22 protein-coding genes are annotated in these 20,653 nt (G+C 63.1%); 12 read left to right on the top strand and 10 right to left on the bottom strand.

Annotation, left to right across the window (positions count from 1 at the left end; translation table 11 throughout):
• Positions 1–57: 57 nt before the first annotated feature.
• The 3 genes from U9R80_RS16390 to U9R80_RS16380 are packed head-to-tail and all read right to left on the bottom strand — an operon-like array spanning position 58 to position 1,637.
• Positions 58–1,131, bottom strand: a complete 1,074-nt coding sequence (locus U9R80_RS16390) for an NAD(P)H-dependent flavin oxidoreductase (RefSeq protein WP_301842805.1) — start codon at positions 1,129–1,131, stop codon at positions 58–60.
• 28 nt (positions 1,132–1,159) lie between these two features.
• On the bottom strand, positions 1,160–1,330 hold the full coding sequence (locus U9R80_RS16385) for a hypothetical protein (protein WP_274116287.1): 171 nt from the start codon (positions 1,328–1,330) through the stop codon (positions 1,160–1,162).
• Between the two features lie 4 nt (positions 1,331–1,334).
• On the bottom strand, positions 1,335–1,637 hold the full coding sequence (locus U9R80_RS16380; RefSeq protein ID WP_028941873.1) for a DUF1883 domain-containing protein: 303 nt from the start codon (positions 1,635–1,637) through the stop codon (positions 1,335–1,337).
• Between the two features lie 161 nt (positions 1,638–1,798).
• Between U9R80_RS16380 and U9R80_RS16375 the strand changes: the two genes are divergently transcribed.
• The 8 genes from U9R80_RS16375 (at position 1,799) to ahpF (ending at position 10,114) form a co-directional block, all read left to right on the top strand.
• Positions 1,799–2,149: a hypothetical protein gene (locus U9R80_RS16375; protein ID WP_028941874.1), complete on the top strand. Its 351-nt coding sequence runs from the start codon at positions 1,799–1,801 to the stop codon at positions 2,147–2,149.
• Between the two features lie 157 nt (positions 2,150–2,306).
• Positions 2,307–2,957 (top strand): c-type cytochrome, encoded by a 651-nt coding sequence (locus U9R80_RS16370; RefSeq protein ID WP_301842806.1) that lies wholly within the window; start codon positions 2,307–2,309, stop codon positions 2,955–2,957.
• Positions 2,954–3,868, top strand: coding sequence for a c-type cytochrome (locus tag U9R80_RS16365; protein WP_301842808.1), 915 nt, complete (start codon positions 2,954–2,956; stop codon positions 3,866–3,868). Before U9R80_RS16370 ends, U9R80_RS16365 begins: the two co-directional genes overlap by 4 nt.
• Positions 3,869–3,956: 88 nt before the next feature.
• A complete protein-coding gene (locus U9R80_RS16360) occupies positions 3,957–5,318 on the top strand; it encodes a UDP-glucose dehydrogenase family protein (RefSeq protein WP_301842809.1) in 1,362 nt (453 codons plus the stop codon).
• Between the two features lie 47 nt (positions 5,319–5,365).
• The gene (gene galU / locus U9R80_RS16355) at positions 5,366–6,205 is read left to right on the top strand and encodes a UTP--glucose-1-phosphate uridylyltransferase GalU (RefSeq protein WP_028941878.1); all 840 of its coding nucleotides are present in this window, start codon (positions 5,366–5,368) and stop codon (positions 6,203–6,205) included.
• A 94-nt stretch (positions 6,206–6,299) separates the two neighbouring features.
• On the top strand, positions 6,300–7,655 hold the full coding sequence (gene gorA / locus U9R80_RS16350) for a glutathione-disulfide reductase (RefSeq protein WP_301840976.1): 1,356 nt from the start codon (positions 6,300–6,302) through the stop codon (positions 7,653–7,655).
• Positions 7,656–7,865: 210 nt separating this feature from the next.
• Positions 7,866–8,429 carry an alkyl hydroperoxide reductase subunit C gene (gene ahpC / locus U9R80_RS16345; RefSeq protein ID WP_038612379.1) on the top strand — a complete coding sequence of 188 codons (564 nt, stop codon included), beginning with the start codon at positions 7,866–7,868 and terminating at the stop codon, positions 8,427–8,429.
• A gap of 122 nt (positions 8,430–8,551) precedes the next feature.
• Complete coding sequence (gene ahpF / locus U9R80_RS16340; RefSeq protein ID WP_301840980.1) at positions 8,552–10,114, top strand: alkyl hydroperoxide reductase subunit F; 1,563 nt, start codon at positions 8,552–8,554, stop codon at positions 10,112–10,114.
• Here the strand turns inward: ahpF and U9R80_RS16335 are convergent.
• The 5 genes from U9R80_RS16335 to U9R80_RS16315 all read right to left on the bottom strand — a co-directional run bounded on the left by U9R80_RS16335 (position 10,084) and on the right by U9R80_RS16315 (position 13,586).
• Positions 10,084–10,992 carry a helix-turn-helix transcriptional regulator gene (locus tag U9R80_RS16335; RefSeq protein WP_301840981.1) on the bottom strand — a complete coding sequence of 303 codons (909 nt, stop codon included), beginning with the start codon at positions 10,990–10,992 and terminating at the stop codon, positions 10,084–10,086. The genes ahpF and U9R80_RS16335 overlap by 31 nt on opposite strands.
• A complete protein-coding gene (locus tag U9R80_RS16330; protein WP_128325690.1) occupies positions 10,989–11,312 on the bottom strand; it encodes an AzlD domain-containing protein in 324 nt (107 codons plus the stop codon). The genes U9R80_RS16335 and U9R80_RS16330 overlap by 4 nt, the downstream gene beginning before the upstream one ends.
• Positions 11,309–12,007 (bottom strand): AzlC family ABC transporter permease, encoded by a 699-nt coding sequence (locus U9R80_RS16325; protein ID WP_301840982.1) that lies wholly within the window; start codon positions 12,005–12,007, stop codon positions 11,309–11,311. The genes U9R80_RS16330 and U9R80_RS16325 overlap by 4 nt, the downstream gene beginning before the upstream one ends.
• 104 nt (positions 12,008–12,111) lie before the next feature.
• Positions 12,112–12,765, bottom strand: coding sequence for a sel1 repeat family protein (locus tag U9R80_RS16320; RefSeq protein ID WP_301841171.1), 654 nt, complete (start codon positions 12,763–12,765; stop codon positions 12,112–12,114).
• Between the two features lie 203 nt (positions 12,766–12,968).
• Positions 12,969–13,586, bottom strand: coding sequence for a LysE family translocator (locus U9R80_RS16315; RefSeq protein ID WP_301840983.1), 618 nt, complete (start codon positions 13,584–13,586; stop codon positions 12,969–12,971).
• A gap of 111 nt (positions 13,587–13,697) precedes the next feature.
• Here U9R80_RS16315 and U9R80_RS16310 point away from each other — a divergent pair, with 111 nt between their 5' ends.
• Positions 13,698–14,618, top strand: coding sequence for a LysR substrate-binding domain-containing protein (locus tag U9R80_RS16310; RefSeq protein WP_301840984.1), 921 nt, complete (start codon positions 13,698–13,700; stop codon positions 14,616–14,618).
• A gap of 27 nt (positions 14,619–14,645) precedes the next feature.
• Here the strand turns inward: U9R80_RS16310 and U9R80_RS16305 are convergent, their stop codons facing one another.
• Positions 14,646–15,551, bottom strand: coding sequence for a LysR family transcriptional regulator (locus U9R80_RS16305; RefSeq protein WP_301840985.1), 906 nt, complete (start codon positions 15,549–15,551; stop codon positions 14,646–14,648).
• Positions 15,552–15,664: 113 nt separating this feature from the next.
• Between U9R80_RS16305 and U9R80_RS16300 the strand changes: the two genes are divergently transcribed.
• Both U9R80_RS16300 and U9R80_RS16295 read left to right on the top strand, forming a co-directional pair.
• The gene (locus tag U9R80_RS16300; RefSeq protein ID WP_301840986.1) at positions 15,665–16,885 is read left to right on the top strand and encodes an MFS transporter; all 1,221 of its coding nucleotides are present in this window, start codon (positions 15,665–15,667) and stop codon (positions 16,883–16,885) included.
• A gap of 41 nt (positions 16,886–16,926) precedes the next feature.
• Positions 16,927–19,287, top strand: a complete 2,361-nt coding sequence (locus U9R80_RS16295) for a DNA polymerase II (protein ID WP_301840987.1) — start codon at positions 16,927–16,929, stop codon at positions 19,285–19,287.
• 73 nt (positions 19,288–19,360) lie between these two features.
• Here U9R80_RS16295 and U9R80_RS16290 read toward each other — a convergent pair whose 3' ends face one another.
• On the bottom strand, positions 19,361–19,888 hold the full coding sequence (locus tag U9R80_RS16290; protein ID WP_324803258.1) for an anthrone oxygenase family protein: 528 nt from the start codon (positions 19,886–19,888) through the stop codon (positions 19,361–19,363).
• Between the two features lie 186 nt (positions 19,889–20,074).
• Between U9R80_RS16290 and U9R80_RS16285 the strand changes: the two genes are divergently transcribed.
• On the top strand, positions 20,075–20,632 hold the full coding sequence (locus U9R80_RS16285; protein WP_301840989.1) for a DUF4174 domain-containing protein: 558 nt from the start codon (positions 20,075–20,077) through the stop codon (positions 20,630–20,632).
• The last annotated feature ends 21 nt before the right edge of the window (positions 20,633–20,653 follow it).

Here is a 20,653-nt window from a genome sequence, read left to right as displayed (position 1 = left end):
GGTAATCGTTGTATACGAGAATATATAGCGATTGTCCGGCAAACGGAAAGCTCTGATTCAACGAAGTAACTGAGCGAGGGCTTTTTGCGCCAGGCTGCGGGTCAGCTCGCCGGCAGGCAACGCTTGGCCCAGACGCGCTGCCTGGCCAGACCAGAGGTTGCTGAAGTCGCTGTTGCCGTTGGGTTCGCTGATTGCCCGTAGCGGCATCAGCGCACCCCCTGCCAGAGGAAAGTGCGGTGCCAGCGCGCTCATCGGCCCCAGCTCGCGCATGATCCGGGTATTGATGCCGCGGGCCGGGCGGCCGGTGAACAGGTTGGTCACGGCGGTGTCGCTGTCCTTGGCGTTCAGCAGTGCCTGGCGATGGGCCGCCGACACCTTGGCTTCCGGGCACAGCAGATAGGCAGTGCCCAGTTGCACCGCCGAGGCGCCCAGGGCCATGGCGGCAACAATGCCGCGATGGTCACCGATGCCGCCTGCCGCGATCACCGGCACCGTCACGGCATCGACCACTTGGGGCACGAGTGCCATCGTGCCGACCTGGGTGTTCAGGTCGCCACTGAGGAACATCCCGCGGTGACCGCCGGCCTCATAGCCCATGGCGATGATCGCATCGCAACCGTGCTGCTCCAGCCAGCGGGCTTCGTCAACGGTGGTGGCGCTGGACAGCACCTTGGCCCCGGTAGCCTTGACCCGCTCCAGCAGGCCCGCCTCGGGCAGGCCGAAGTGAAAACTGACCACGGCGGGCTTGTACTGCTCGATCAACTGGCACGCGGCGTCATCGAACGGGGCGCGGTTGGACACCGGCGTCGGCGCGTCGAAGTCGGCGCCAAGTTCTTCGTAGTAGGGTTTGAGCGCCTGCTTCCAGGCCGCGTCACGGGCCGGATCGGGCTGGGGCGGCAGATGGCAGAAAAAATTGACGTTGAGCGGGCCATTGCTGGCCTGCCTGAACGCTTCAAGTTCACTGCGGATCTGCTCAAGGCCCAGGGTTGCGCACGGTAAGGAACCCAGGCCGCCGGCATTGCTCACGGCAATGGCCATGGCCGAACCGGTGGAACCGGCCATGGGTGCCTGGATAATCGGCACTTCGATGCCGAACATGTCAAGAAGTCGGGTATCTGGCCAACGGTTCATGCCTGGGCTTCCTTGTGCGGTGGGGCTATTACAGGGCCTTGCTTACCTTGATGTCGGTGATTTTCTTGGCGTCTTCGCCGTGGAGCTTTTCCAGCGCGGCCTGGACCTGGTCCGGCGCGTCGCTGCTGAGCAGGGCGAAGTCGAAACGACGCTCGCCGTCGAGCTTGTACTTGATGACGTACTTGATGGTCTGACTCATGGGCTTATCTCAGCTTCGAGGACGAACGACGGATGATCTTGATGGTGTGGGTGAAGGTCGGCTTGGTCACGGCCGACAGCGCGCGTGGGCCGACGGTATCGATGGTGATGTTCCAGAATCCGGTGCTGGGCACAGTGATCTTGGCCGGGAAGTCGACGAACGCACCGCCGTGATAGGTGTGGCGGCCGCCATTCTTGAAGCTGCGGAAGTTGGCGTCGTTCATCAGGCGGATATTGCAGCGCTGGGAGCAGTGGATGACGACGATGTCATCCTCGTTGAGGTGCTCGCGCTGGTGTACGAATTTCATGTTGCTCTCCGCAATGGATCTGTCGGCAAACCGAAACGATACCATGATCGTTGGTCGGGCTGGCGCCCTTCGTACCGGCCAGTGCGATAAATCTGCCAACGAAGGGAGCAAAATGGACTGGACGTGGTCAGACTGTCTTTCCGTGGTGGAGGTGTAGCTTGATGAAGTGGGTTGTAGCAGCGCTGGCAGTGACATTGGGTGGTTGTGCAAGTGTCTCGGAACTTGAAAACACCCCGGAAACCCTGAGCGTGATCTCCGGCAAAAAGCCTCAGGAATACGCCGTGTGCGTGCAACAGGAACTGGCCGAGACCCGCGGTCCGCTGGAAGTGGAAAAACATCACGACGGCTTGCGCCTGGTCGTGCCGCAGAAGGTTGGCGCTGGCCCTGCAGCCCTGGTCGACATCAACGAACGCGGTGGTGGCAGCAGCATCAAGCTGTATGAACGCTTGAACAATTTCCCCCTGCGCCTGGGCGATGTGAAAACCGCCGCCACGCACTGCATCTCGGGTTGAGTCCGCTAGACGGCATTTAGTAGCGAGCTAATCGTTTCAGCTGGCGATTTGCCATTTTCTTGTGTCCTACAGCGTTGTCGCTGGCGGTGTATGGGCCTACTATCTGTAGGCTTATGACTAATAAGCCTAAGCTTATAACAAGAAAATGGAGTCCGTGATGATCCCACTGGATCGAATCCTGATGAGCAGCCTATTGCTGTTCTCAGTCACCGCAGCGCATGCCGCAGACGGTCAGAAAATCTTCAGCCAGGGTGGGCAAAACCCCGCCGCAATGGCCTGCCTGGGTTGCCACGGCCCCGATGGCAAGGGCATGGCGGCGGCTGGTTTTCCACGCCTGGCCGGGTTGCCGGCCGGGTACTTGAGCAAACAGCTGCACGATTTCCGTGACGGCACCCGCAAGAACCCGATCATGGAGCCACTGGCCAAGGCCCTCAGCGATGAGGAAATCCAGGCGGTTGCCAGCACCCTGGCCGCCATGCCCAGCGACCCGGTGGCCGACACCCGGCGCCAGCAGATGGCCGGCGATGCCACCCAGAAGCTGGCGCTGTATGGCGACTGGAGCCGCAAGCTGCCTGGCTGCGTGCAATGCCACGGCCCGGGTGGCGTCGGCGTTGGCGAGCACTTTCCTCCACTGGCGCATCAGCCGGCCGCCTACCTGGTGGCGCAACTCAATGCCTGGCGCGACGGCACGCGCAGCAACGACCCGAACCAGTTGATGGTCGGTGTTGCCAAGGCGATGAGCGATGAGGAAATAAAGGCGGTAGCCGACTACTTCGCCAACCCAGCAAGCCCGGAGGCCAAGCCATGAAACCGTTGATGTTCGGGGCCCTGGCCCTGGCCTTGGGCACTGCCCACGCCGCACCGATAGCCATGGACGATCAGTCGCAGATCAAGGTACCGCCTGCCAGCGGCGCCCCGGGGTTTGCGCCGCCTGCCGAGAGTGAACTGCCAGACAACGCCTACGGCAAGATGGTCCGCCAGGGTCACGCGTTGTTTGTCGATACCCGGCGGCTGATGCCGGACAAGGTCGGCAACGGCCTGAACTGCAGCAACTGCCACCTGGACCAGGGGCGCCTGGGCAATTCGGCACCCCTGTGGGGCGCGTACCCCATGTACCCGGCGTACCGCAAGAAAAACGACAAGGTCAACACCTTCGCCGAGCGTATCCAGGGGTGCTTCCAGTTCAGCATGAACGGCACGCCACCGGCGGCGGACAGCCCGGAGATGACGGCCCTGTCGGTGTATGCCTACTGGCTGGCGAGCAAGGCGCCGATTGGCGTGGAAGCGCCGGGCCGCGGTTATCCCGAGGTGCCCAAACCTGCCCAGGGTTATGACTTCAAGCGCGGCGAGCAGGTCTATCAGCAGCAATGCTCGATTTGCCACGGCGCCAATGGCGAAGGTCAGAAGGTCGCCAAGGACTACGTGATGCCGCCGCTGTGGGGCAAGGACTCGTACAACTGGGGCGCTGGCATGCACCGGATCAACACCGCCGCGTCCTTCATCAAGTACAACATGCCCCTGGGCAAGCCTGGCAGCCTGAGCGACCAGCAGGCCTGGGACGTCGCCGCCTTCATCAACCGCCATGAACGCCCGCAGGACCCGCGCCTGGTGGAAGGCTCGATCGAGAAGACCCGCCTCAAGTACCACGCCAACGACGGGGTCAACCTGTACGGGCAGAAGCTTGACGGCGTGTTGATCGGGCAGGGCACCGGCAAGTAACGCCTTGTCACCGGCATGACGCCAAGTCGTCATGCCGGTGCAACACCCCTTGGTTGCAATGACCGCATCCCAGCAAGGAGATGCGGCCATGCGACTGTGTGTAATCGGAGCGGGTTATGTGGGGCTGGTGACGGCGGCCTGTTTTGCCGAAATGGGCAACCAGGTGGTGTGCGTGGAACGCGACCGGCAACGGCTGGCGCGCTTGCAGCGCGGCGAATGCCCGATCCATGAGCCCGGCCTTGAAGCGCTGCTCAAGGCGCAACTGGCAAGCGGTCAGCTCAGCTTTACCGAGGCCCTGGACATAGGCGTGGCACAGGCCAAGGTGGCCTTTATCGCCGTCGGGACGCCCAGCCAGGAAGATGGCTCGGCTGATCTGGGTCATGTGCTGGCGGTGGCCGACGCGCTGGGACAGCTGCTGACCCGACCCTGCCTTGTGGTCAACAAGTCGACCGTGCCGGTGGGTACCTGCGAGCGGGTGGCCCGGCATATCCTGCAGGGCCTCAAGGCTCGCGGGCTGAAGCTGCCCGTGACGGTGGCGAGCAACCCGGAGTTTCTCAAGGAAGGCAGCGCCATCGACGACTTCATGCGCCCCGACCGTATCATCCTCGGTTGCGACAACCCGGATGCCACGGCGCTGTTGCAGCGCCTGTACAGCCCGTTCGTGCGCAACCATGACCGGGTACTGCTGATGACCCCAAGGGCGGCCGAGTTCAGCAAGTACGCCGCCAACGCCTTCCTGGCGACGAAAATCTCCTTCATCAATGAACTGGCCGGGCTGTGTGCACAGCTGGACGTGGACATCGAACAGGTGCGCCGTGGCATCGGCAGCGATACGCGCATCGGCACTCACTTCATCTACGCCGGCTGCGGTTATGGCGGCTCCTGTTTCCCCAAGGACGTTCGCGCCTTGCTGCATACCGCGCAAGCGGTGGGCTACCCCAGCGCGATTCTGGAGGCCGTACAGGCGCGCAATGCACTGCAGAAGACTTTGCTGTTCCAGGCACTGGCCCAGCACTTTGGCGGCTTTTTGCACGGACGCGTGGTGGCGGTCTGGGGGCTGGCGTTCAAGCCGGGCACCGATGACCTGCGCGAAGCGCCGAGCCTGGTGCTGATCGAGGCGCTGCTGGCGGCCGGGGCGCGGGTCCAGGCCACTGACCCTGCGGCCCTGGAGGCTGCGGCCCAGCGCTATCCCGAGGCCGTGGCCAGTGGTCGCCTGCGTTTGTCGGGCAACCCCTACGGGTGCGCCGAAGGCGCCGATGCCCTGGTGCTGGTAACCGAGTGGAAGCAGTATCGCCAGCCGGATTTCGTCCGCTTGCGCGGCCTGATGCGCATGCCCGTGGTCTTCGATGGGCGCAATATTTATGATCCGGGGGAACTATCTACACTAGGATTTCTCTATCATGGCATCGGTCGCCCGGTGGCAGGGCATTGTAAGGTGACTGCCGCCTGATTAGACTGCGCCGAATTTCGTACGCAAAGCCCTTGTTAAGGACGTTTATGATCAAGAAATGCTTGTTCCCGGCAGCCGGTTACGGCACCCGCTTCCTGCCTGCTACCAAAGCCATGCCCAAGGAAATGCTGCCGGTGGTGAACAAGCCACTGATCCAGTACGGCGTTGAAGAAGCGCTGGAAGCTGGATTGAACGAGATTTCCATCGTTACCGGCCGCGGCAAGCGCGCCCTGGAAGACCACTTCGACATCAGCTATGAGCTGGAAAACCAGATCAAGGGCACCGACAAAGAGAAGTACCTGGTCGGTATCCGTCGCCTGCTCGACGAGTGCTCGTTCTCCTACACCCGCCAGACCGAAATGAAAGGCTTGGGCCACGCCATCCTGACTGGCCGCCCGCTGATCGGCGACGAGCCGTTCGCGGTCGTGCTGGCTGACGACCTGTGCGTCAACCTCGAAGGTGACGGTGTTCTGCAGCAGATGGTCAAGCTGTACAACCAGTTCCGCTGCTCGATCGTCGCCATCCAGGAAGTCGATCCGCAGGAAACCAACAAGTACGGCGTGATCTCCGGCGAGATGATCCGTGACGACATCTACCGCGTGAACAGCATGGTCGAGAAGCCGGCCCCTGAAGACGCGCCGTCGAACCTGGCCATCATCGGCCGCTACATCCTGACCCCGGACATCTTCAAGCTGATCGAAGAAACCGAGCCAGGCAAAGGCGGCGAGATCCAGATCACCGACGCCCTGATGAAGCAGGCGCAGAACGGTTGCGTAATTGCCTACAAGTTCAAGGGCAAGCGTTTTGACTGCGGTGGTGCTGAAGGCTACATCGAAGCGACCAACTTCTGCTTTGAGAACTTCTACAAGACCGGCAAGGCCTACTGATTTCCGGTGTTGTATGAAAAAGCCACCTTCGGGTGGCTTTTTTGTTTGCGGCCCCTGACAGGGGGTATGCTGTCGGCCTGGCAAGGAGACTGAAATGGCCCATGATTTTGATCTGTTCGTAATTGGCGCCGGTTCCGGCGGTGTGCGCGCTGCGCGTTTTGCTGCCGGCTTCGGTGCGAAGGTGGCGGTGGCCGAAAGCCGCTACCTGGGTGGCACCTGCGTCAACGTTGGCTGCGTACCGAAAAAACTGCTGGTGTACGGCGCTCACTTTTCCGATGACTTCGAGCAGGCGGCAGGCTTTGGCTGGTCGCTGGAAGATGCCCAGTTCGACTGGGGCCAACTGATCGCCAACAAGAACCGTGAGATCGAGCGGCTCAATGGTATCTACCGCAACCTGCTGGTCAACAGCGGGGTCACCTTGCTTGAAGGGCACGCCAAGCTCACCGGCGCCCACGAAGTGGAAGTCGATGGCCAGCGCTACAGCGCCAAGCACATCCTCATCGCCACCGGCGGCTGGCCGCAGATCCCCGACATTCCTGGCAAGGAGCTGGCGATCAGCTCCAACGAGGCGTTCTACCTCAAGGAACTGCCCAAGCGCGTCCTGGTGGTGGGCGGCGGTTACATTGCCGTCGAATTCGCCGGTATCTTCCAGGGCCTGGGTGCCAAGACCTCGCTGCTGTACCGCGGCGACCTGTTCCTGCGCGGCTTTGATGGCGGGGTGCGTACCCACCTCAAGGAAGAGCTGGAAAAGCGCGGCATGGACTTGCAGTTCAACAGCGACATCCAGCGCATCGACCGCCAGGACGACGGCAGCCTCAAGGCCACCCTCAAGGACGGCCGCGAGCTGGTGGCCGACTGTGTGTTCTACGCCACGGGCCGTCGCCCGATGCTCGACAACCTGGGCCTGGAAAACACCGGGGTTGAGTTGGACCCGCGTGGATTCATCCGCGTCGATGACCTGTACCAGACCACTGCACCGTCGATTCTGGCCATCGGCGATGTGATCGGCCGCGTGCAACTCACCCCGGTCGCGTTGGCCGAAGGCATGGCCGTGGCCCGCCGGCTGTTCAAGCCAGAGCAGTACCGCCCGGTGGACTACCAGAACATTCCGACGGCAGTGTTCAGCCAGCCGCCGATTGGCACCGTGGGCCTGACCGAAGAGCAGGCGCTGGAGCAGGGGCATCAGGTGCAGATCTTTGAAAGCCGCTTCCGGCCGATGAAGCTGACCCTGACCCACGTGCAGGAAAAGACCCTGATGAAGCTGGTGGTCGATGCCGATACCGATCGCGTGCTGGGTTGCCACATGGTCGGCCCGGACGCGGGCGAGATCATCCAGGGCCTGGGCATTGCGCTCAAGGCCGGTGCAACCAAGCAGCAGTTCGATGAGACCATCGGGGTGCATCCGACGGCGGCCGAGGAGTTCGTGACGCTGCGTACGCCGACTCGTTAAGGCTTGAGATTATCGCGGGGCAAGCCCGCTCCTACAGAGTTGGTAGGAGCGGGCTTGTCCCGCGTTGCTTCCATCCAATCCCTTCTATTAATACTCACCCGTTATAGCCAAAACCAATCAGCAGCATCAGCTTTGCCAATGAGCATTGAGCCAGTGTATTAGCTACGATTCTCCCATCAGATTTTTCAACCCCCTGAAGGAGAGTCACTTATGCCTATCATCAACAGCCAGGTAAAACCGTTCAAAGCCACTGCTTACCACCAGGGCAAGTTCGTCGAAGTGTCTGAAGCCGACCTCAAGGGCAAATGGTCCGTGGTGTTTTTCTACCCAGCCGACTTCACTTTCGTCTGCCCGACCGAGCTGGGCGACCTGGCCGACAACTACGCCGAATTCAAAGACCTGGGCGTGGAAATCTACGGCGTGTCCACCGACACCCACTTCACCCACAAAGCCTGGCACGACACCTCGGACACCATCGGCAAGATCCAATACCCGCTGATCGGTGACCCGACCCACGTCATTTCGCGCAACTTCGACGTGCTGATCGAAGAAGCCGGTATCGCTGACCGTGGCACCTTCGTGATCAACCCGGAAGGCCAGATCAAGATCGTCGAACTCAACGACGGTGGCGTAGGCCGTGACGCCAGCGAGCTGCTGCGCAAGATCAAGGCTGCCCAGTACGTTGCTGCCCACCCAGGCGAAGTGTGCCCGGCCAAGTGGAAAGAAGGCGAAGCCACTCTGGCGCCATCGCTGGACCTGGTCGGCAAGATCTAAGACCGTGAGCCAGCCGAGGGCGGTGGTCTGCCGCACCTGACGTTGTCACCGCCCCGCAAAAACGCCCGGGCGCTTTCGCCCGGGCGTTTTACTTTCTACCGTTTGAAAAAGGAATCGCCCGTATGTTGGACGCCACGCTTAAAACTCAGTTGAAAGCCTACCTGGAGCGGGTCACTCAGCCGATCGAGATCGTTGCCTCCCTCGATGACGGCGCGAAATCCCGCGAATTGCGCGACTTGCTGGTTGAAATTGCCGGCCTGTCGAATCTGATTACCTTGCGCGAAAACGGCAGCGACGCCCGTCGTCCTTCCTTCTCGCTCAATCGCCCGGGAGCGGACATCAGCCTGCGCTTTGCCGGCATCCCCATGGGCCACGAATTCACCTCGCTGGTGCTCGCCCTGCTGCAGGTCGGCGGTCATCCGTCCAAGGCCGGCGCGCAAGTGATCGAGCAGATCAGCGCCCTCAAGGGTGAATTCAACTTTGAAACCTACTTCTCGCTGTCGTGCCAGAACTGCCCGGACGTGGTCCAGGCGCTGAACCTGATGGCGGTGCTCAACCCCAACGTGCGTCACGTTGCCATCGACGGCGCGCTGTTCCAGGCCGAAGTCGAATCGCGCAAGGTCATGGCCGTGCCGAGTGTCTATCTCAACGGTGAAGTCTTCGGTCAGGGCCGCATGGGCCTGGAAGAGATCCTCGCCAAGCTGGACACCAGTGCAGGTGAACGCCAGGCCGAGAAGATCAACGCCAAGGGCGCCTTCGACGTGCTGGTGATCGGCGGTGGCCCCGCCGGTGCTGCAGCGGCCATCTACGCCGCGCGCAAAGGCATCCGCACCGGTGTTGCCGCGGAGCGTTTCGGCGGTCAGGTGCTCGACACCATGGCCATCGAAAACTTCATCTCGGTGCAGGAAACCGAAGGCCCGAAACTGGCCATGGCCCTGGAAGAGCACGTCAAGCAGTACGACGTCGACATCATGAACCTGCAACGCGGTGAAGCGCTGATCCCGGCCACTGACGGCAGCCTGCACGAAGTGCGCCTGGCCAGTGGCGCCTCGCTCAAGGCCAAGACCGTGATCCTGGCCACCGGTGCCCGCTGGCGCGAAATGAATGTGCCCGGCGAAAAAGAGTACCGCAGCCGTGGCGTCGCCTACTGCCCGCATTGTGATGGCCCGCTGTTCAAGGGCAAGCGTGTGGCGGTGATCGGTGGTGGCAACTCGGGTGTGGAAGCTGCGATCGACCTGGCGGGTATCGTCGCCCAGGTGACCCTGATCGAGTTCGACAGTCAGTTGCGTGCCGACGCCGTGTTGCAGCGCAAGCTGCACAGCCTGCCGAACGTCAAGGTCATCACCAGCGCCTTGACCACCGAAGTGCTGGGCGATGGCGAGAAGGTCAACGGCCTGCGCTACAAGGACCGCAACAGCGATGAGCTGCATGACATCGCGCTGGAAGGCATCTTTGTGCAGATCGGCCTGCTGCCCAACACCGATTGGCTCAAGGGCACGGTCGAGTTGTCTGGGCGGGGCGAGATCATTGTCGACGCCCGTGGCCAGACCAACCTGCCGGGTGTGTTTGCCGCAGGCGACGTGACCACCGTGCCGTACAAGCAGATCGTGATTGCCGTGGGCGAGGGCGCCAAGGCTTCACTGGCCGCCTTTGATCACTTGATCCGGACGTCGGCGCCGGCCTGATGATCCAGATCGCGGGGCAAACCCGCTCCTGCGGGGGCGGGTTTGCCTCGTGATGCTTTTGCCTGGCGATATTCCCCCGGCGTCACCCCATACGCCTGCTTGAACTGCCGGTTCAGGTGGCTCTGGTCTGAAAATCCCAGCGCAAACGCCACATTGAAGGGCAGGCAATCGTTCTTCAACAACTCCCTCGCACGGCTCAAACGACGCTGCTTGAGCCAGGCATGCGGCGGCAGCCCCGTGGCCTGACGAAACACCCGGGCGAAATGAAACGGCGACAGGCTGACGGCTTCGGCGAGTTCCTGCAGTGAAGGCGGGTAGGCCAGGCGGCTGTCCATCAATTCTTTGGCCCGGGCCACGGCGCATGGCTCATTGCCCGGTGCGCGCGGGCTGACCACGTGGGCGTGACGCTGCAGCAGCAACAACACCGCCTCGCGCCACGCGGTTTGTTGTTCCAGGGCGCTGGCGCCATGCTCGGCAGAGCTGTGCAGCCAACTGAATGCCTTGGCCAGTTGCGGGTCGTGCAGCACGCTGGCCTGGAAGCCGGGCAGGCCGTCGCGCTTGATGTCCAATTCGTCGAGCACGCCGGTGATGCGCTCGCTGTCGGGGTAGAAACCACGATAGCGCCAGCCCTGTTCATGGGCCTTGGCACCGGTGTGCAACTCGTCCGGGTTGATCAGCACCATGCTGCCCACCGGCGCCAGGTGCTCGCTGCCGCGGTGCCAGAAACGCTGGGCGCCGGACTCGATAATGGTGATCACATACCCTTCATGCACATGGGGCGCAAAGCGCTGCTGGATGTATCGGGCGTGCAGCAGCTCGATATCCCCCAGGGCCGGGGCTTGCCAGAAGCGGGTCTGTTCCTGTGCTGCTGCGTTCATGGACTGCCGTTCAACCACCAGCGAAAGACAAAGAAAAAAGCCATGCTCACCAGCATGCTGATCAAGGTACTGCGGGTCAACAACACCAGCACGACGGCCACCACCGAACCGAGCAGGTAGGGGTTGGCCAGGCTCAGGTCGAGCTGGTGGCCGGGCAGAAAAATGATCGGCCCGCAAATCGCCGTGAGCATACCCGGTACGGCAAAGCCCAGGAACTGCCGAGCGTTGGAGCTCAGGCGCAGGGGCAGGCGCGGTTCGAGAAAGGCGTAGCGGTTGAGAAACACCAACAGGCCCATGCCGATAATCAAGGCAAAGATCATGAGCGTGCTCCACTGAATTTCTGGCAGATGAAACCGGCACTCATGCCCAGCAGGCCAGCGGCCACCAGGCCGGTTTCCCAGTGCCAGAAACTGAACAGCACCGAACTGAACAACGACACCGCGACACACACCACGGTGGGCAGGTTGCGCACCAGGGGCGCGATCAGGGCAACGAAGGTGGCGACGATGGAGAAGTCCAGGCCCAACTGGTCCAGGTGCGGAATGTTCTGGCCCAGGATGATCCCGGCCAGGGTGAACAGGTTCCAGGCAATGTAGAACGTCAGGCCCACCCCAAGGGCGTACCAGCGATTGAACTGTTGCTGGTCGTACTGGCTGGTGAGGGCGAAGAACTCATCGGTGAGCAAAAAGCCCAGGCCCAGGCGCCAGCGCGTCGGCAGGCCCGACATCACCGGACGCATCGACAGCCCGTAGAGCAGGTGCTGGGACGTCAGTAGCAGGGTGGTCAAGAGGATCGAGAACAGGTTGGCCCCGCCCTTGATCATGCCGATGGCTACCAATTGGGCGGCGCCGGCAAAGACGATGGCCGACAGCCCCTGGCCTTCCCACGGGGTCAGGTCGGCTTCGATGGCCATCGAACCGGCCAACAGACCCCAGGGGGCAACGGCGAGGGACAACGGCAGGATGGCAATGGCGCCCTGGATGAATGCTTGGCGGGCGAAGGGTGGATTCGACATGGAAATCTGCGGCGACTGAACAAGGATGTACAGCATGCCAGAGCGGCGAGCGGGTGACTTGAACGATCTTGCTGTGTGGGGTCACCCGTTCCTGTGGCGGGGTCTCAGTGATGGCGGCTCAGCAACAGCTGCTGGGCGGCAAAGCAACCGTTGAGATCCACGGCCTTCTGCCAGTAAACCTGGCGTTGCCCCGGATAGAGAGTGCCCTGCAAACGGTAGATTTCAGCCTGGTAGTCACGCTGGCGCCCCCACTGCATGGCCAGGCCCTGGGGCTGCTGGCGGGTGCACTGCAGGCGTTCGGCTGGCTGTGGGTAGTAGGAGGCGTAGCGGGGGGCCAGGGCGGGGATTTTTTCAAGGTCCTTGGCAAAGGCGCTGCTCTGGCTGTAGTCGGTGCACCAGCTCTCGATCCCCAGGGCAGCGGGCGCAAAGCCCTGGGCAAGGCTCTCTTGCAGCAGCGGGCAGGCGGCCTCCGGAATCTGGCTGGCGGGCAGGTAGGTCATGTAGTAGAGCGCCAGCCGGTAGCGGGCCACGGGATGGTCACGCTCGATGGCTTTTTTCAGCAGGCTCACCGCCGGTGCCAGGGTGCGCCCCAGCGCCTGGCCTTGCTGGGCAAGGTCCTGGTCGGTGGTGCTGGCCTTGAGGGTGAAGCTGCTGCTCTGGGCGTCGGCCTGCTCCAGAAAGGTCAGGGCCTGGCGGTACAAAAGGTCGGCGTGCGGGTCGATGGGGGCGTCGTCCGCCAGGACGCAGGCAGGGGCCATCACCAGGATCAGGCCGCGCAGTACTTGCGCGCGTATCAGGTTGAGGCCTTTGTGAAGCTGGGGCTGGCGGCTGTGCATGAATAATGGGGTACGGCTGTGAAGTTCAGGGTTCAATCCGACTGTCCATAGTGTGGTTCGAAGGGGCCTGGGTGTTCGGCGTTTATTCTAACCGTACCCGGACCGCAGTCCAAACCCGCACCGGATCAGGAGCGGAGCACATCGAGATTGTAGAACAGCCCCGCCACGGCGATCACCAGCAGCAAACCGCCGCTGGTCAGGCGGATCAGGTAATGATGGCGGGGGGAAATCAATCTCTGTGTCATGAAAATATAAAGGCCCAATATCGCCACATCGATCACCACCCACACAAGTGAAAGTAGTAACAGGCTGTGACCTACATGAGTACTCACCTGAATGAATTGTGGGAAGAAGGCTACAAAGAACAGGATGTCCTTGGGGTTTGATAGGCCCACGGCAAAGCCTTGCCACCAGCCACCCCGCGCGCTGGGGGGGGCAGGGCGGTCAGCGTCGTCTTGCCCGGCCTGGCGCAGGCTGCCAATGGCCAGGTAGGCGATGAACAGGCAGCCCACCAGGCTCAAGGCCGCGAGCCAGCGCGGGTCGATGACCACGCTGGTGAGAATCACCCCGGCCGCCACGGCGATCAGCACCAGGGATGCAGCGTTGGTGCCCAGGGCCGTGGCCACGGCCTGGCGCCGGCCAGCGCGGGCGGCGGTATCGACAACCAGCGCCACCACCGGGCCGGGGGTGGCAATCAACAGCAGGACGGCAAGGGCATAGGACAGCAGCAGGACGGTGTTCATCGGCAGACTCGGTCGGTAAGCGGTGGGCGGTATTCTCGGCAGCACCCTGAACCTTGTAAAACGCCTGTTACTATGGCTTTCTATTAGTTTTACTCATGCTTAATTTCGACCATGTCTGAACGCATTCCCGCCCTCCAGGCCTTGCGAGCCTTCGAGGTGGCTGCCCGCTACGGCTCCTTCACCCGCGCCGCCCAGGAGCTGGCACTGACCCAAGGTGCTGTCAGCCACCACATCAAGACCCTCGAAAGCCTCTACGACTGCGCCCTGTTCGAGCGGCGCGGGCCTCGATTGACCCTGACCGAGCCCGGGCGGCTGTTGGCCCAGGAGCTCAAGGTCGGGTTCAAGATCATCGAAAACGCCTGCGGCCTGCTGAAAAAAGACCGCAACGGTATTCGCCTGAAGGCACCCTCGACCCTCACGGTGCGCTGGTTGCTCAAGGTCCTCGATCAGGTCCGCGAGCAAGCGCCGCACAGCCGGGTGCAACTCTCGAGCGTATGGATGGATATCGACCGCGTCGATTTCTACAGCGAGCCCTTTGATGCCGCGATCCTGCTGGCCGACGGACGTTTCGCCGCCGAGGTCGATAGCCTCAAGGTGTTCGATGAGTGGCTGGTGCCGGTGTGCAGCCCGGAGCACAGCGCCGCCACCGCCCGCGCCCTGGCCGACCTGGCCCCCAGCCAATTGCTGCACCCCTCGCCAGACCGTCGCGATTGGCGGCGCTGGCTCACCCGCCTGGGTGCCCTGCAGGTACCGATCGACCGTGGGCAGGTGTTCGACACCCTCGACCAGGGCATGTCCGCTGCCCAGCAAGGCGCAGGTGTTGCCGTGGTTGATCTGCTGCTGGCCCAGGCTGAGCTCGAAGGCGGTCGGCTGGTAGCGCCGTTTCCCCAGGCTGTCGCCACCGGCGAGGGCTACTACCTGACCTGGCTCAGGTCCAGCCCCCAGGCCCGGCAGGTGCGGGCGCTGGGTGAGATGCTGCTCGCCAGGGCACCGCAGTTGCCGCAGCAGGGGTTTGATTATTGGTATGACTAATGGAAGCCCGCCGGTGTTGCCAGCACCTCACGGGTGGGGGCGGGCCGGTTCGCTGAACACCCGCTCACTCATGAAGTCGATGAACACCCGCAAGCGTGACGGCATCTGCCGCCCCGAGGGCCACAGCAGGTAAAAGCTGCCTCGGCGCTCCATGAAATCATCCAGCACCGTCACCAGTTCCCCCTTGGCCAGTTGCTGGCGCACGGTGAAATCCGGCAGGCAGGTGATGCCGCGGTCGCGCATGGCAAAGCACACCCGCGTCTCGACATGGTTACAGACCATCGATACCGGAATGTCGTAGTCGCGGCCGGGTTGCTCGCTGCGCAGTGGCCAGCGCTCAAGTTTGCCGCTGCTGGGGAAGCGGTAATGCAAGCAGGTGTGCCGTGCCAGGTCGTCAGGGTGGCGCGGCGTGCCGCAGCGCTGGAAGTAGCCAGGGGAGCCCACCAGCAGGTGGTGGAAGTGGCCGAGGAATTTCGCGTTCAAGCGGGAGTCCGACGGCGTACCGCCACGCATCACCACATCGAACCCTTCACCAACGATATCGACCATGCGATCGCTGAAATCCAGGTCCAGCTCGACCTGCGGGTACAGCGCCATGAATTCGCTCAAGGCCGGCATCACCAGCGCGGTGACCTGGGGCAGGCTGACGCGCAGGCGCCCGCGTGGGGTTTCCGTTGATTGTGACAGTTCAAGTTCGGTGGCCTCGATCTCGGCCAGGATGCGCCGGCTGCGCTCAAGAAACACTGTGCCCTCGGCGGTGAGGGTGATGCTGCGGGTGCTGCGGTGAAACAACCGCACACCCAGGCGGGCTTCCAGGCGCGCCACCCGTTTGCCGATCGCCGAGGCACTGACGCCAAGCGATTGCGCAGCAGCGACAAAGCTGCGGGTTTCGGCGACGCGCACAAACACCACAAAACCGTTGAGGCTATCCACGTGCAACTCCTATTGCGGACATCAGTGTCCTGGATGTGCGGAATAGTACCCATCTTTTTCCGCAGTGGCCGCTGCCAGTAAGGTTCGTGTGTCTTTCAAACAGGAGTTTCACCATGTCGCAAATGAGTTGCAGCGCCGCTGTCCCGGCCAACCCCGAGGAGGCCGGCGAACAGCCGTTTCCGCTCAGTGGTTTGCTGGCGCTGGCAATGACCGGCTTCATTGCCATTCTCAGCGAAACCCTGCCGGCCGGTTTGCTCGGCCAGATCTCGGCAGGCATGCACATCAGCGAAGCCATGAGCGGGCAACTGGTCACGGTGTATGCCCTGGGCTCGTTGCTCACGGCCATTCCCCTGGTGACCCTGACCCAGGGCTGGCGGCGGCGTCCGGTGTTGTTGCTGGCCATTGTCGGCTTTCTGCTGTTCAACACCCTGACCGCCGTGTCGCAATCCTACTCGCTGACCCTGGCCGCACGCTTCATGACCGGGGTTGCCGCAGGCCTGGCCTGGGGCGTGATTGCCGGGCATGCACGGCGCATGGTCAGCCCGGCCCTGCAGGGCAGGGCCATGGCCGTGGCGATGATCGGCGCACCGCTGGCGTTGTCGCTGGGCGTGCCGGCCGGTACCTGGCTGGGCGAACTGGTGGGCTGGCGGGCGACCTTTGCCGGCGTCTCGCTGTCGACCGTGTTGCTGATCGTCTGGGTGCTGTGCAAGGTGCCGGATTTCGACGGGCACCAGCCGGGCCAGCGCCCCGGCATCGCCCAGGTGCTGCGCACGCCGGGGGTGTTGGCCGTGCTGCTGGTGATCCTCACCTGGGTGCTCGCCCACAATGTGCTGTACACCTACATCGTGCCGTTTCTGGCGGCGGCGAACATGGCGGCCAGCACCGGGCTGGTGTTGCTGACATTCGGCATTGCTGCCTTGGCCGGCATTGCCCTGGTGGGTGCCTGGATCGACCGCTACCTGCGCACCATGGTCGTGCTCAGCCTGGCGGGGTTTGGTGCGGTGGCGCTGGTACTGGGCCTGGCCGGCCAGTCACCGACGCTGGTGTTCTTCAGCGTGGCGTTGTGGGGCCTGACCTACGGCGGTGCGCCGACCCTGCTGCAGACGGCCAGCGCCGACGCCGCCGGGGAGGGCGCCGACGTGGCCCAGTCGATGATCGTCACCGTGTGGAATCTGGCCATTGCCGCCGGCGGCGTGCTGGGCGGCGTGTTGCTGACTCAGTGGGGTGTCGGCAGTTTCACCTGGGTGTTGCTCGCCTTGATCGGCGCCGCGTTGCTGATTGCCGCGCAATCCCGTCGCCACGGCTTTACACCGGGCGCCCGGGTGGCGGGCTAGGGTAGAATTGCCCTCTATCCAGCGGTATTGAGGTTGCAGCGGTGGAGTTACAGCAGGGCTTTGTCCTGACCCGGCATTGGCGCGACACTCCGGCAGGAACCTGCGTGGAGTTCTGGCTGGCCACCGATCAGGGCCCTCGGCGTGTGCGCTTGCCAGTGCAGACGTCGGTGGCTTTCATTCCTGCGGCTCATCAGGCACAAGCGCAGGCCGTGCTGCGCGGTGAGCGCGACGTCGAATTGCGCCCCCTTGGTCTTCGCGACTTTGAGCAGCGTCCGGTGCTGGGGCTCTACTGCCGCCAGCACCGCCAGTTGATCCAGCTGGAAAAGCGCCTGCGCGCCGCCGGCGTGCAAGTCTACGAGGCCGATATCCGTCCGCCGGAGCGCTACCTGATGGAGCGCTTCATCACCGCGCCCGTCAGTTTCAGCGGCACGCCAGATGCGCACGGCGTGCTGCACGATGCCCAGCTCAAGCCCGCCCCCGACTACCGCCCGACCCTCAAACTGGTGTCACTGGACATCGAAACCACCGAGCGCGGCGAACTCTATTCCATCGCCCTCCAAGGCTGCGGCCAGCGCCAGGTGTACATGCTCGGGCCTGCCAACGGCGACGCCCAGGGCATCGACTTCGACCTGGAGTACTGCGACAGCCGCGGCCAGTTGCTCGAGCGCCTGAACCATTGGCTCGCCGTGCACGACCCGGATGCGATCATCGGCTGGAACCTGGTGCAGTTCGACCTGCGGGTGCTGCACGCCCATGCCCAGCAGCTGCAGGTGCCGCTGCGCCTGGGGCGCGAGGGCGAGGTGATGGAGTGGCGCGAGCACGGCAGCCGCGCGCACTTTTTTGCCGGGGCCTCGGGGCGCCTGATCATCGACGGCATCGAGGCGCTGCGTTCGGCGACCTGGAGCTTTCCCTCGTTCAGCCTGGAGAACGTTGCCCAGACCCTGCTCGGCGAAGGCAAGGCCATCGACACCCCGTACCAGCGTATGGACGAAATCAACCGCATGTTTGCCGAGGACAAGCCGGCGCTGGCGCGCTACAACCTCAAGGACTGCGAGCTGGTCACACGCATCTTCGCCAAGACCGAACTGCTGACCTTTTTGCTGGAGCGTGCCACGGTCACCGGCCTGCCCGCCGATCGCAGTGGCGGCTCGGTGGCTGCGTTCTGTCATTTGTACATCCCCTTGATGCACCGCCAGGGCTTTGTCGCGCCCAACCAGGGCGAGCGACCGGACGAAGCCAGCCCCGGTGGCTTTGTCATGGATTCGCGGCCCGGCTTGTACGAGTCGGTGCTGGTGCTCGACTACAAGAGCCTGTACCCCTCCATCATCCGCACCTTCCTGATCGACCCGCTGGGGCTGGTGGAAGGCTTGCGCGTGCCCGATGACGAGAACTCGGTACCGGGGTTTCGCGGCGCACGCTTCTCGCGCACCCAGCATTGCCTGCCGGCGATTGTCGAGCGGGTCTGGCAGGGCCGGGAGACGGCCAAGCGCGAACACAATGCGCCGTTGTCCCAGGCCTTGAAGATCATCATGAACGCGTTCTATGGCGTCCTCGGCTCCAGCGGTTGCCGCTTCTTCGACCCGCGCCTGGCATCGTCGATCACCATGCGTGGTCATGAAATCATGCGCCGCACCCGCGAGCTGATCGAGGCTCAAGGGTACAGCGTGATCTACGGCGACACCGACTCCACGTTCGTCTGGCTCAAGCGCGCCCACGACGAGGCCGACGCCGATGCCATCGGCCGGCGCCTGGTGCAGCACGTCAATCAGTGGTGGGGTGAACACCTGCGTGAGACCTATGGCCTGGACAGCGCCCTGGAGCTGCAATACGAGACCCACTACAAACGCTTTCTTATGCCCACCATTCGCGGCGCGGAAGAGGGCAGCAAGAAGCGCTATGCCGGGCTGGTGCAACACCGTGACGGGCATGAAGAGATGATCTACAAGGGCCTGGAAAGCGTGCGCACCGACTGGTCGCCACTGGCCCGGCAGTTCCAGCAGGAACTGTACGAGCGGATCTTCCGCCGCCAACCCTACCAGGCCTACCTGCGCGAATACGTGCGCAAGACCCTGGCCGGCGAGCACGATGACCTGCTGATCTACCGCAAGCGCTTGCGCAGGCCCCTGGCCGACTACCAGCGCAACGTACCGCCCCATGTGCGGGCGGCGCGCATGGCCGATGACTACAACCAGCGCCAGGGCCGGCCGCGTCAGTACCAGAACGGCGGCTGGATCAGTTATGTGATCACCGTGGCCGGACCAGAGCCGCTGGAGACCCGGCACTCGGCCATCGACTACGACCATTACCTGACCCGCCAACTGCAACCGGTAGCCGATGCCATCCTGCCGTTTGTGCAGGATGATTTCTCGGCCTTGATCGACCGGCAACTGGGCTTGTTCTAAAACGCACGTAGGAGCGGGCTTGCCCCGCGATACCCTGTGGCTGACACACCGCCATCGCGGGGCAAGCCCGCTCCTACCGGACCAGCCACAGCGCCAGCATCAACCACGCCGCTGCCGCCAGGGCCGTCACCGTTCGCACATGGTTCCAGCGGTTCCAGCCCGGCACATAGCGATGCCAGGCCGCAACGGCTTCGGCACTGCCCGGGTCCAGCTTGGCCAGGGCCTGGTTTTTCGGCACGTTGAACAGCATCGTCACCACCACATTGCCCGCCAGGTACAAGGCGCTGCCGATGGCCATGCACAGGCTGCCCGACAGCGGCCAGCGCTGGTATGCCCAGACCAGCAAGCCCACGCTGGTCAGCGCTGTGCCGAAAAACAAGGCAAGGAACAGCCGATTGAGCACCACGCGGTTGATCGACTGCATGGCCGTCACCGCGCTTTGTTCGGGTATGCGTTCCAGGGCTTTCATCACGAAGTTGGAGAAGGCGAAGAACAGCCCGCCCATCAAGCCACAGCCCAGGGCAGTGGCAAGGATCAGCAGCAACAGCAGGGTTTCGACAAAGCTCATGGTCCAGTCCTTCGGCAGCGGTGTGACAGGCATGGCTGACAGCTTCAGCTATCCTCAGATTCAGATGTCAGCCGTCTCTGGACGAGGCGAAGGTGCTACTTGGAAATCGGAAGTTACCTTTGGCCAGCCCACGGAAATCGTCCTGTAGTTTAGGCTCGCACCTCGGATCTTTCGACGCGATCTGTAGTCTTTGATGCATGGAATTTGAAGGAGATGCGCATGCTCGTCCGGTCACTGACCCTCGCCACCTTGCTGGCCATTGCCGGCCCCGTCCTCGCTGACGACGCCCCCCTGACCCAGGACCTGTACAAGTCCCGCCCCTTGATTGTGATTGCACCCAGCACCGCCGACCCGACCCTGCGCGGCCTCAACGAAGCGCTCAAGGACCCGGCCACGAAGAAGGCCTTCGATGAACGTAGCCTGGTGCTCTACAGCGTTGCCGGTATGGTCGGCAAGCGTGACGACAAGAACCTTGAACAACAGACCACCATGGCCCTGATCCGCGAGCTGAAGCTGGGTGCGCGTACCGGTACCCAGGTGATTCTGGTCGGCAAGGATGGCGAGAAGCATGTGATCGAACACGATGGCTCGGTAGAACCTGAGTCGATCTTCAAGGCAGTGGACGAACTGCCCGCCGCCGAAAAGGCGGTCACCCCACCGACGGTGGCCACGCCCGTGGCCGAGGTCAAGCCGGGCAAGGAGGGCAAGGAGGGCAAACCGGCCAAGCCTGCCAAACCTGCGAAGCCGGCCGCGCCACCGAAACCGCTGGAAGACTGAGCCTTCCAGCGATTCAGCAAC

The sequence above is a fragment of the Pseudomonas sp. JQ170C genome, from assembly GCF_035581345.1.
Taxonomy (GTDB): domain Bacteria; phylum Pseudomonadota; class Gammaproteobacteria; order Pseudomonadales; family Pseudomonadaceae; genus Aquipseudomonas.
This window is presented reverse-complemented; position numbering and strand designations above follow the sequence as displayed.

Excerpts from the sequence above, each read along its gene's own strand:
- U9R80_RS16390 (WP_301842805.1), bottom strand. The coding sequence starts at position 1,131 with ATGAACCGTTGGCCAGATACCCGACTTCTTGACATGTTCGGCATCGAA.
- U9R80_RS16385 (WP_274116287.1), bottom strand. The coding sequence starts at position 1,330 with ATGAGTCAGACCATCAAGTACGTCATCAAGTACAAGCTCGACGGCGAG.
- U9R80_RS16380 (WP_028941873.1), bottom strand. The coding sequence starts at position 1,637 with ATGAAATTCGTACACCAGCGCGAGCACCTCAACGAGGATGACATCGTC.
- U9R80_RS16375 (WP_028941874.1), top strand. The coding sequence starts at position 1,799 with ATGAAGTGGGTTGTAGCAGCGCTGGCAGTGACATTGGGTGGTTGTGCA.
- U9R80_RS16370 (WP_301842806.1), top strand. The coding sequence starts at position 2,307 with ATGATCCCACTGGATCGAATCCTGATGAGCAGCCTATTGCTGTTCTCA.
- U9R80_RS16365 (WP_301842808.1), top strand. The coding sequence starts at position 2,954 with ATGAAACCGTTGATGTTCGGGGCCCTGGCCCTGGCCTTGGGCACTGCC.
- U9R80_RS16360 (WP_301842809.1), top strand. The coding sequence starts at position 3,957 with ATGCGACTGTGTGTAATCGGAGCGGGTTATGTGGGGCTGGTGACGGCG.
- galU (WP_028941878.1), top strand. The coding sequence starts at position 5,366 with ATGATCAAGAAATGCTTGTTCCCGGCAGCCGGTTACGGCACCCGCTTC.
- gorA (WP_301840976.1), top strand. The coding sequence starts at position 6,300 with ATGGCCCATGATTTTGATCTGTTCGTAATTGGCGCCGGTTCCGGCGGT.
- ahpC (WP_038612379.1), top strand. The coding sequence starts at position 7,866 with ATGCCTATCATCAACAGCCAGGTAAAACCGTTCAAAGCCACTGCTTAC.
- ahpF (WP_301840980.1), top strand. The coding sequence starts at position 8,552 with ATGTTGGACGCCACGCTTAAAACTCAGTTGAAAGCCTACCTGGAGCGG.
- U9R80_RS16335 (WP_301840981.1), bottom strand. The coding sequence starts at position 10,992 with ATGAACGCAGCAGCACAGGAACAGACCCGCTTCTGGCAAGCCCCGGCC.
- U9R80_RS16330 (WP_128325690.1), bottom strand. The coding sequence starts at position 11,312 with ATGATCTTTGCCTTGATTATCGGCATGGGCCTGTTGGTGTTTCTCAAC.
- U9R80_RS16325 (WP_301840982.1), bottom strand. The coding sequence starts at position 12,007 with ATGTCGAATCCACCCTTCGCCCGCCAAGCATTCATCCAGGGCGCCATT.
- U9R80_RS16320 (WP_301841171.1), bottom strand. The coding sequence starts at position 12,765 with ATGGCCCCTGCCTGCGTCCTGGCGGACGACGCCCCCATCGACCCGCAC.
- U9R80_RS16315 (WP_301840983.1), bottom strand. The coding sequence starts at position 13,586 with ATGAACACCGTCCTGCTGCTGTCCTATGCCCTTGCCGTCCTGCTGTTG.
- U9R80_RS16310 (WP_301840984.1), top strand. The coding sequence starts at position 13,698 with ATGTCTGAACGCATTCCCGCCCTCCAGGCCTTGCGAGCCTTCGAGGTG.
- U9R80_RS16300 (WP_301840986.1), top strand. The coding sequence starts at position 15,665 with ATGTCGCAAATGAGTTGCAGCGCCGCTGTCCCGGCCAACCCCGAGGAG.
- U9R80_RS16290 (WP_324803258.1), bottom strand. The coding sequence starts at position 19,888 with ATGCCTGTCACACCGCTGCCGAAGGACTGGACCATGAGCTTTGTCGAA.
- U9R80_RS16285 (WP_301840989.1), top strand. The coding sequence starts at position 20,075 with ATGCTCGTCCGGTCACTGACCCTCGCCACCTTGCTGGCCATTGCCGGC.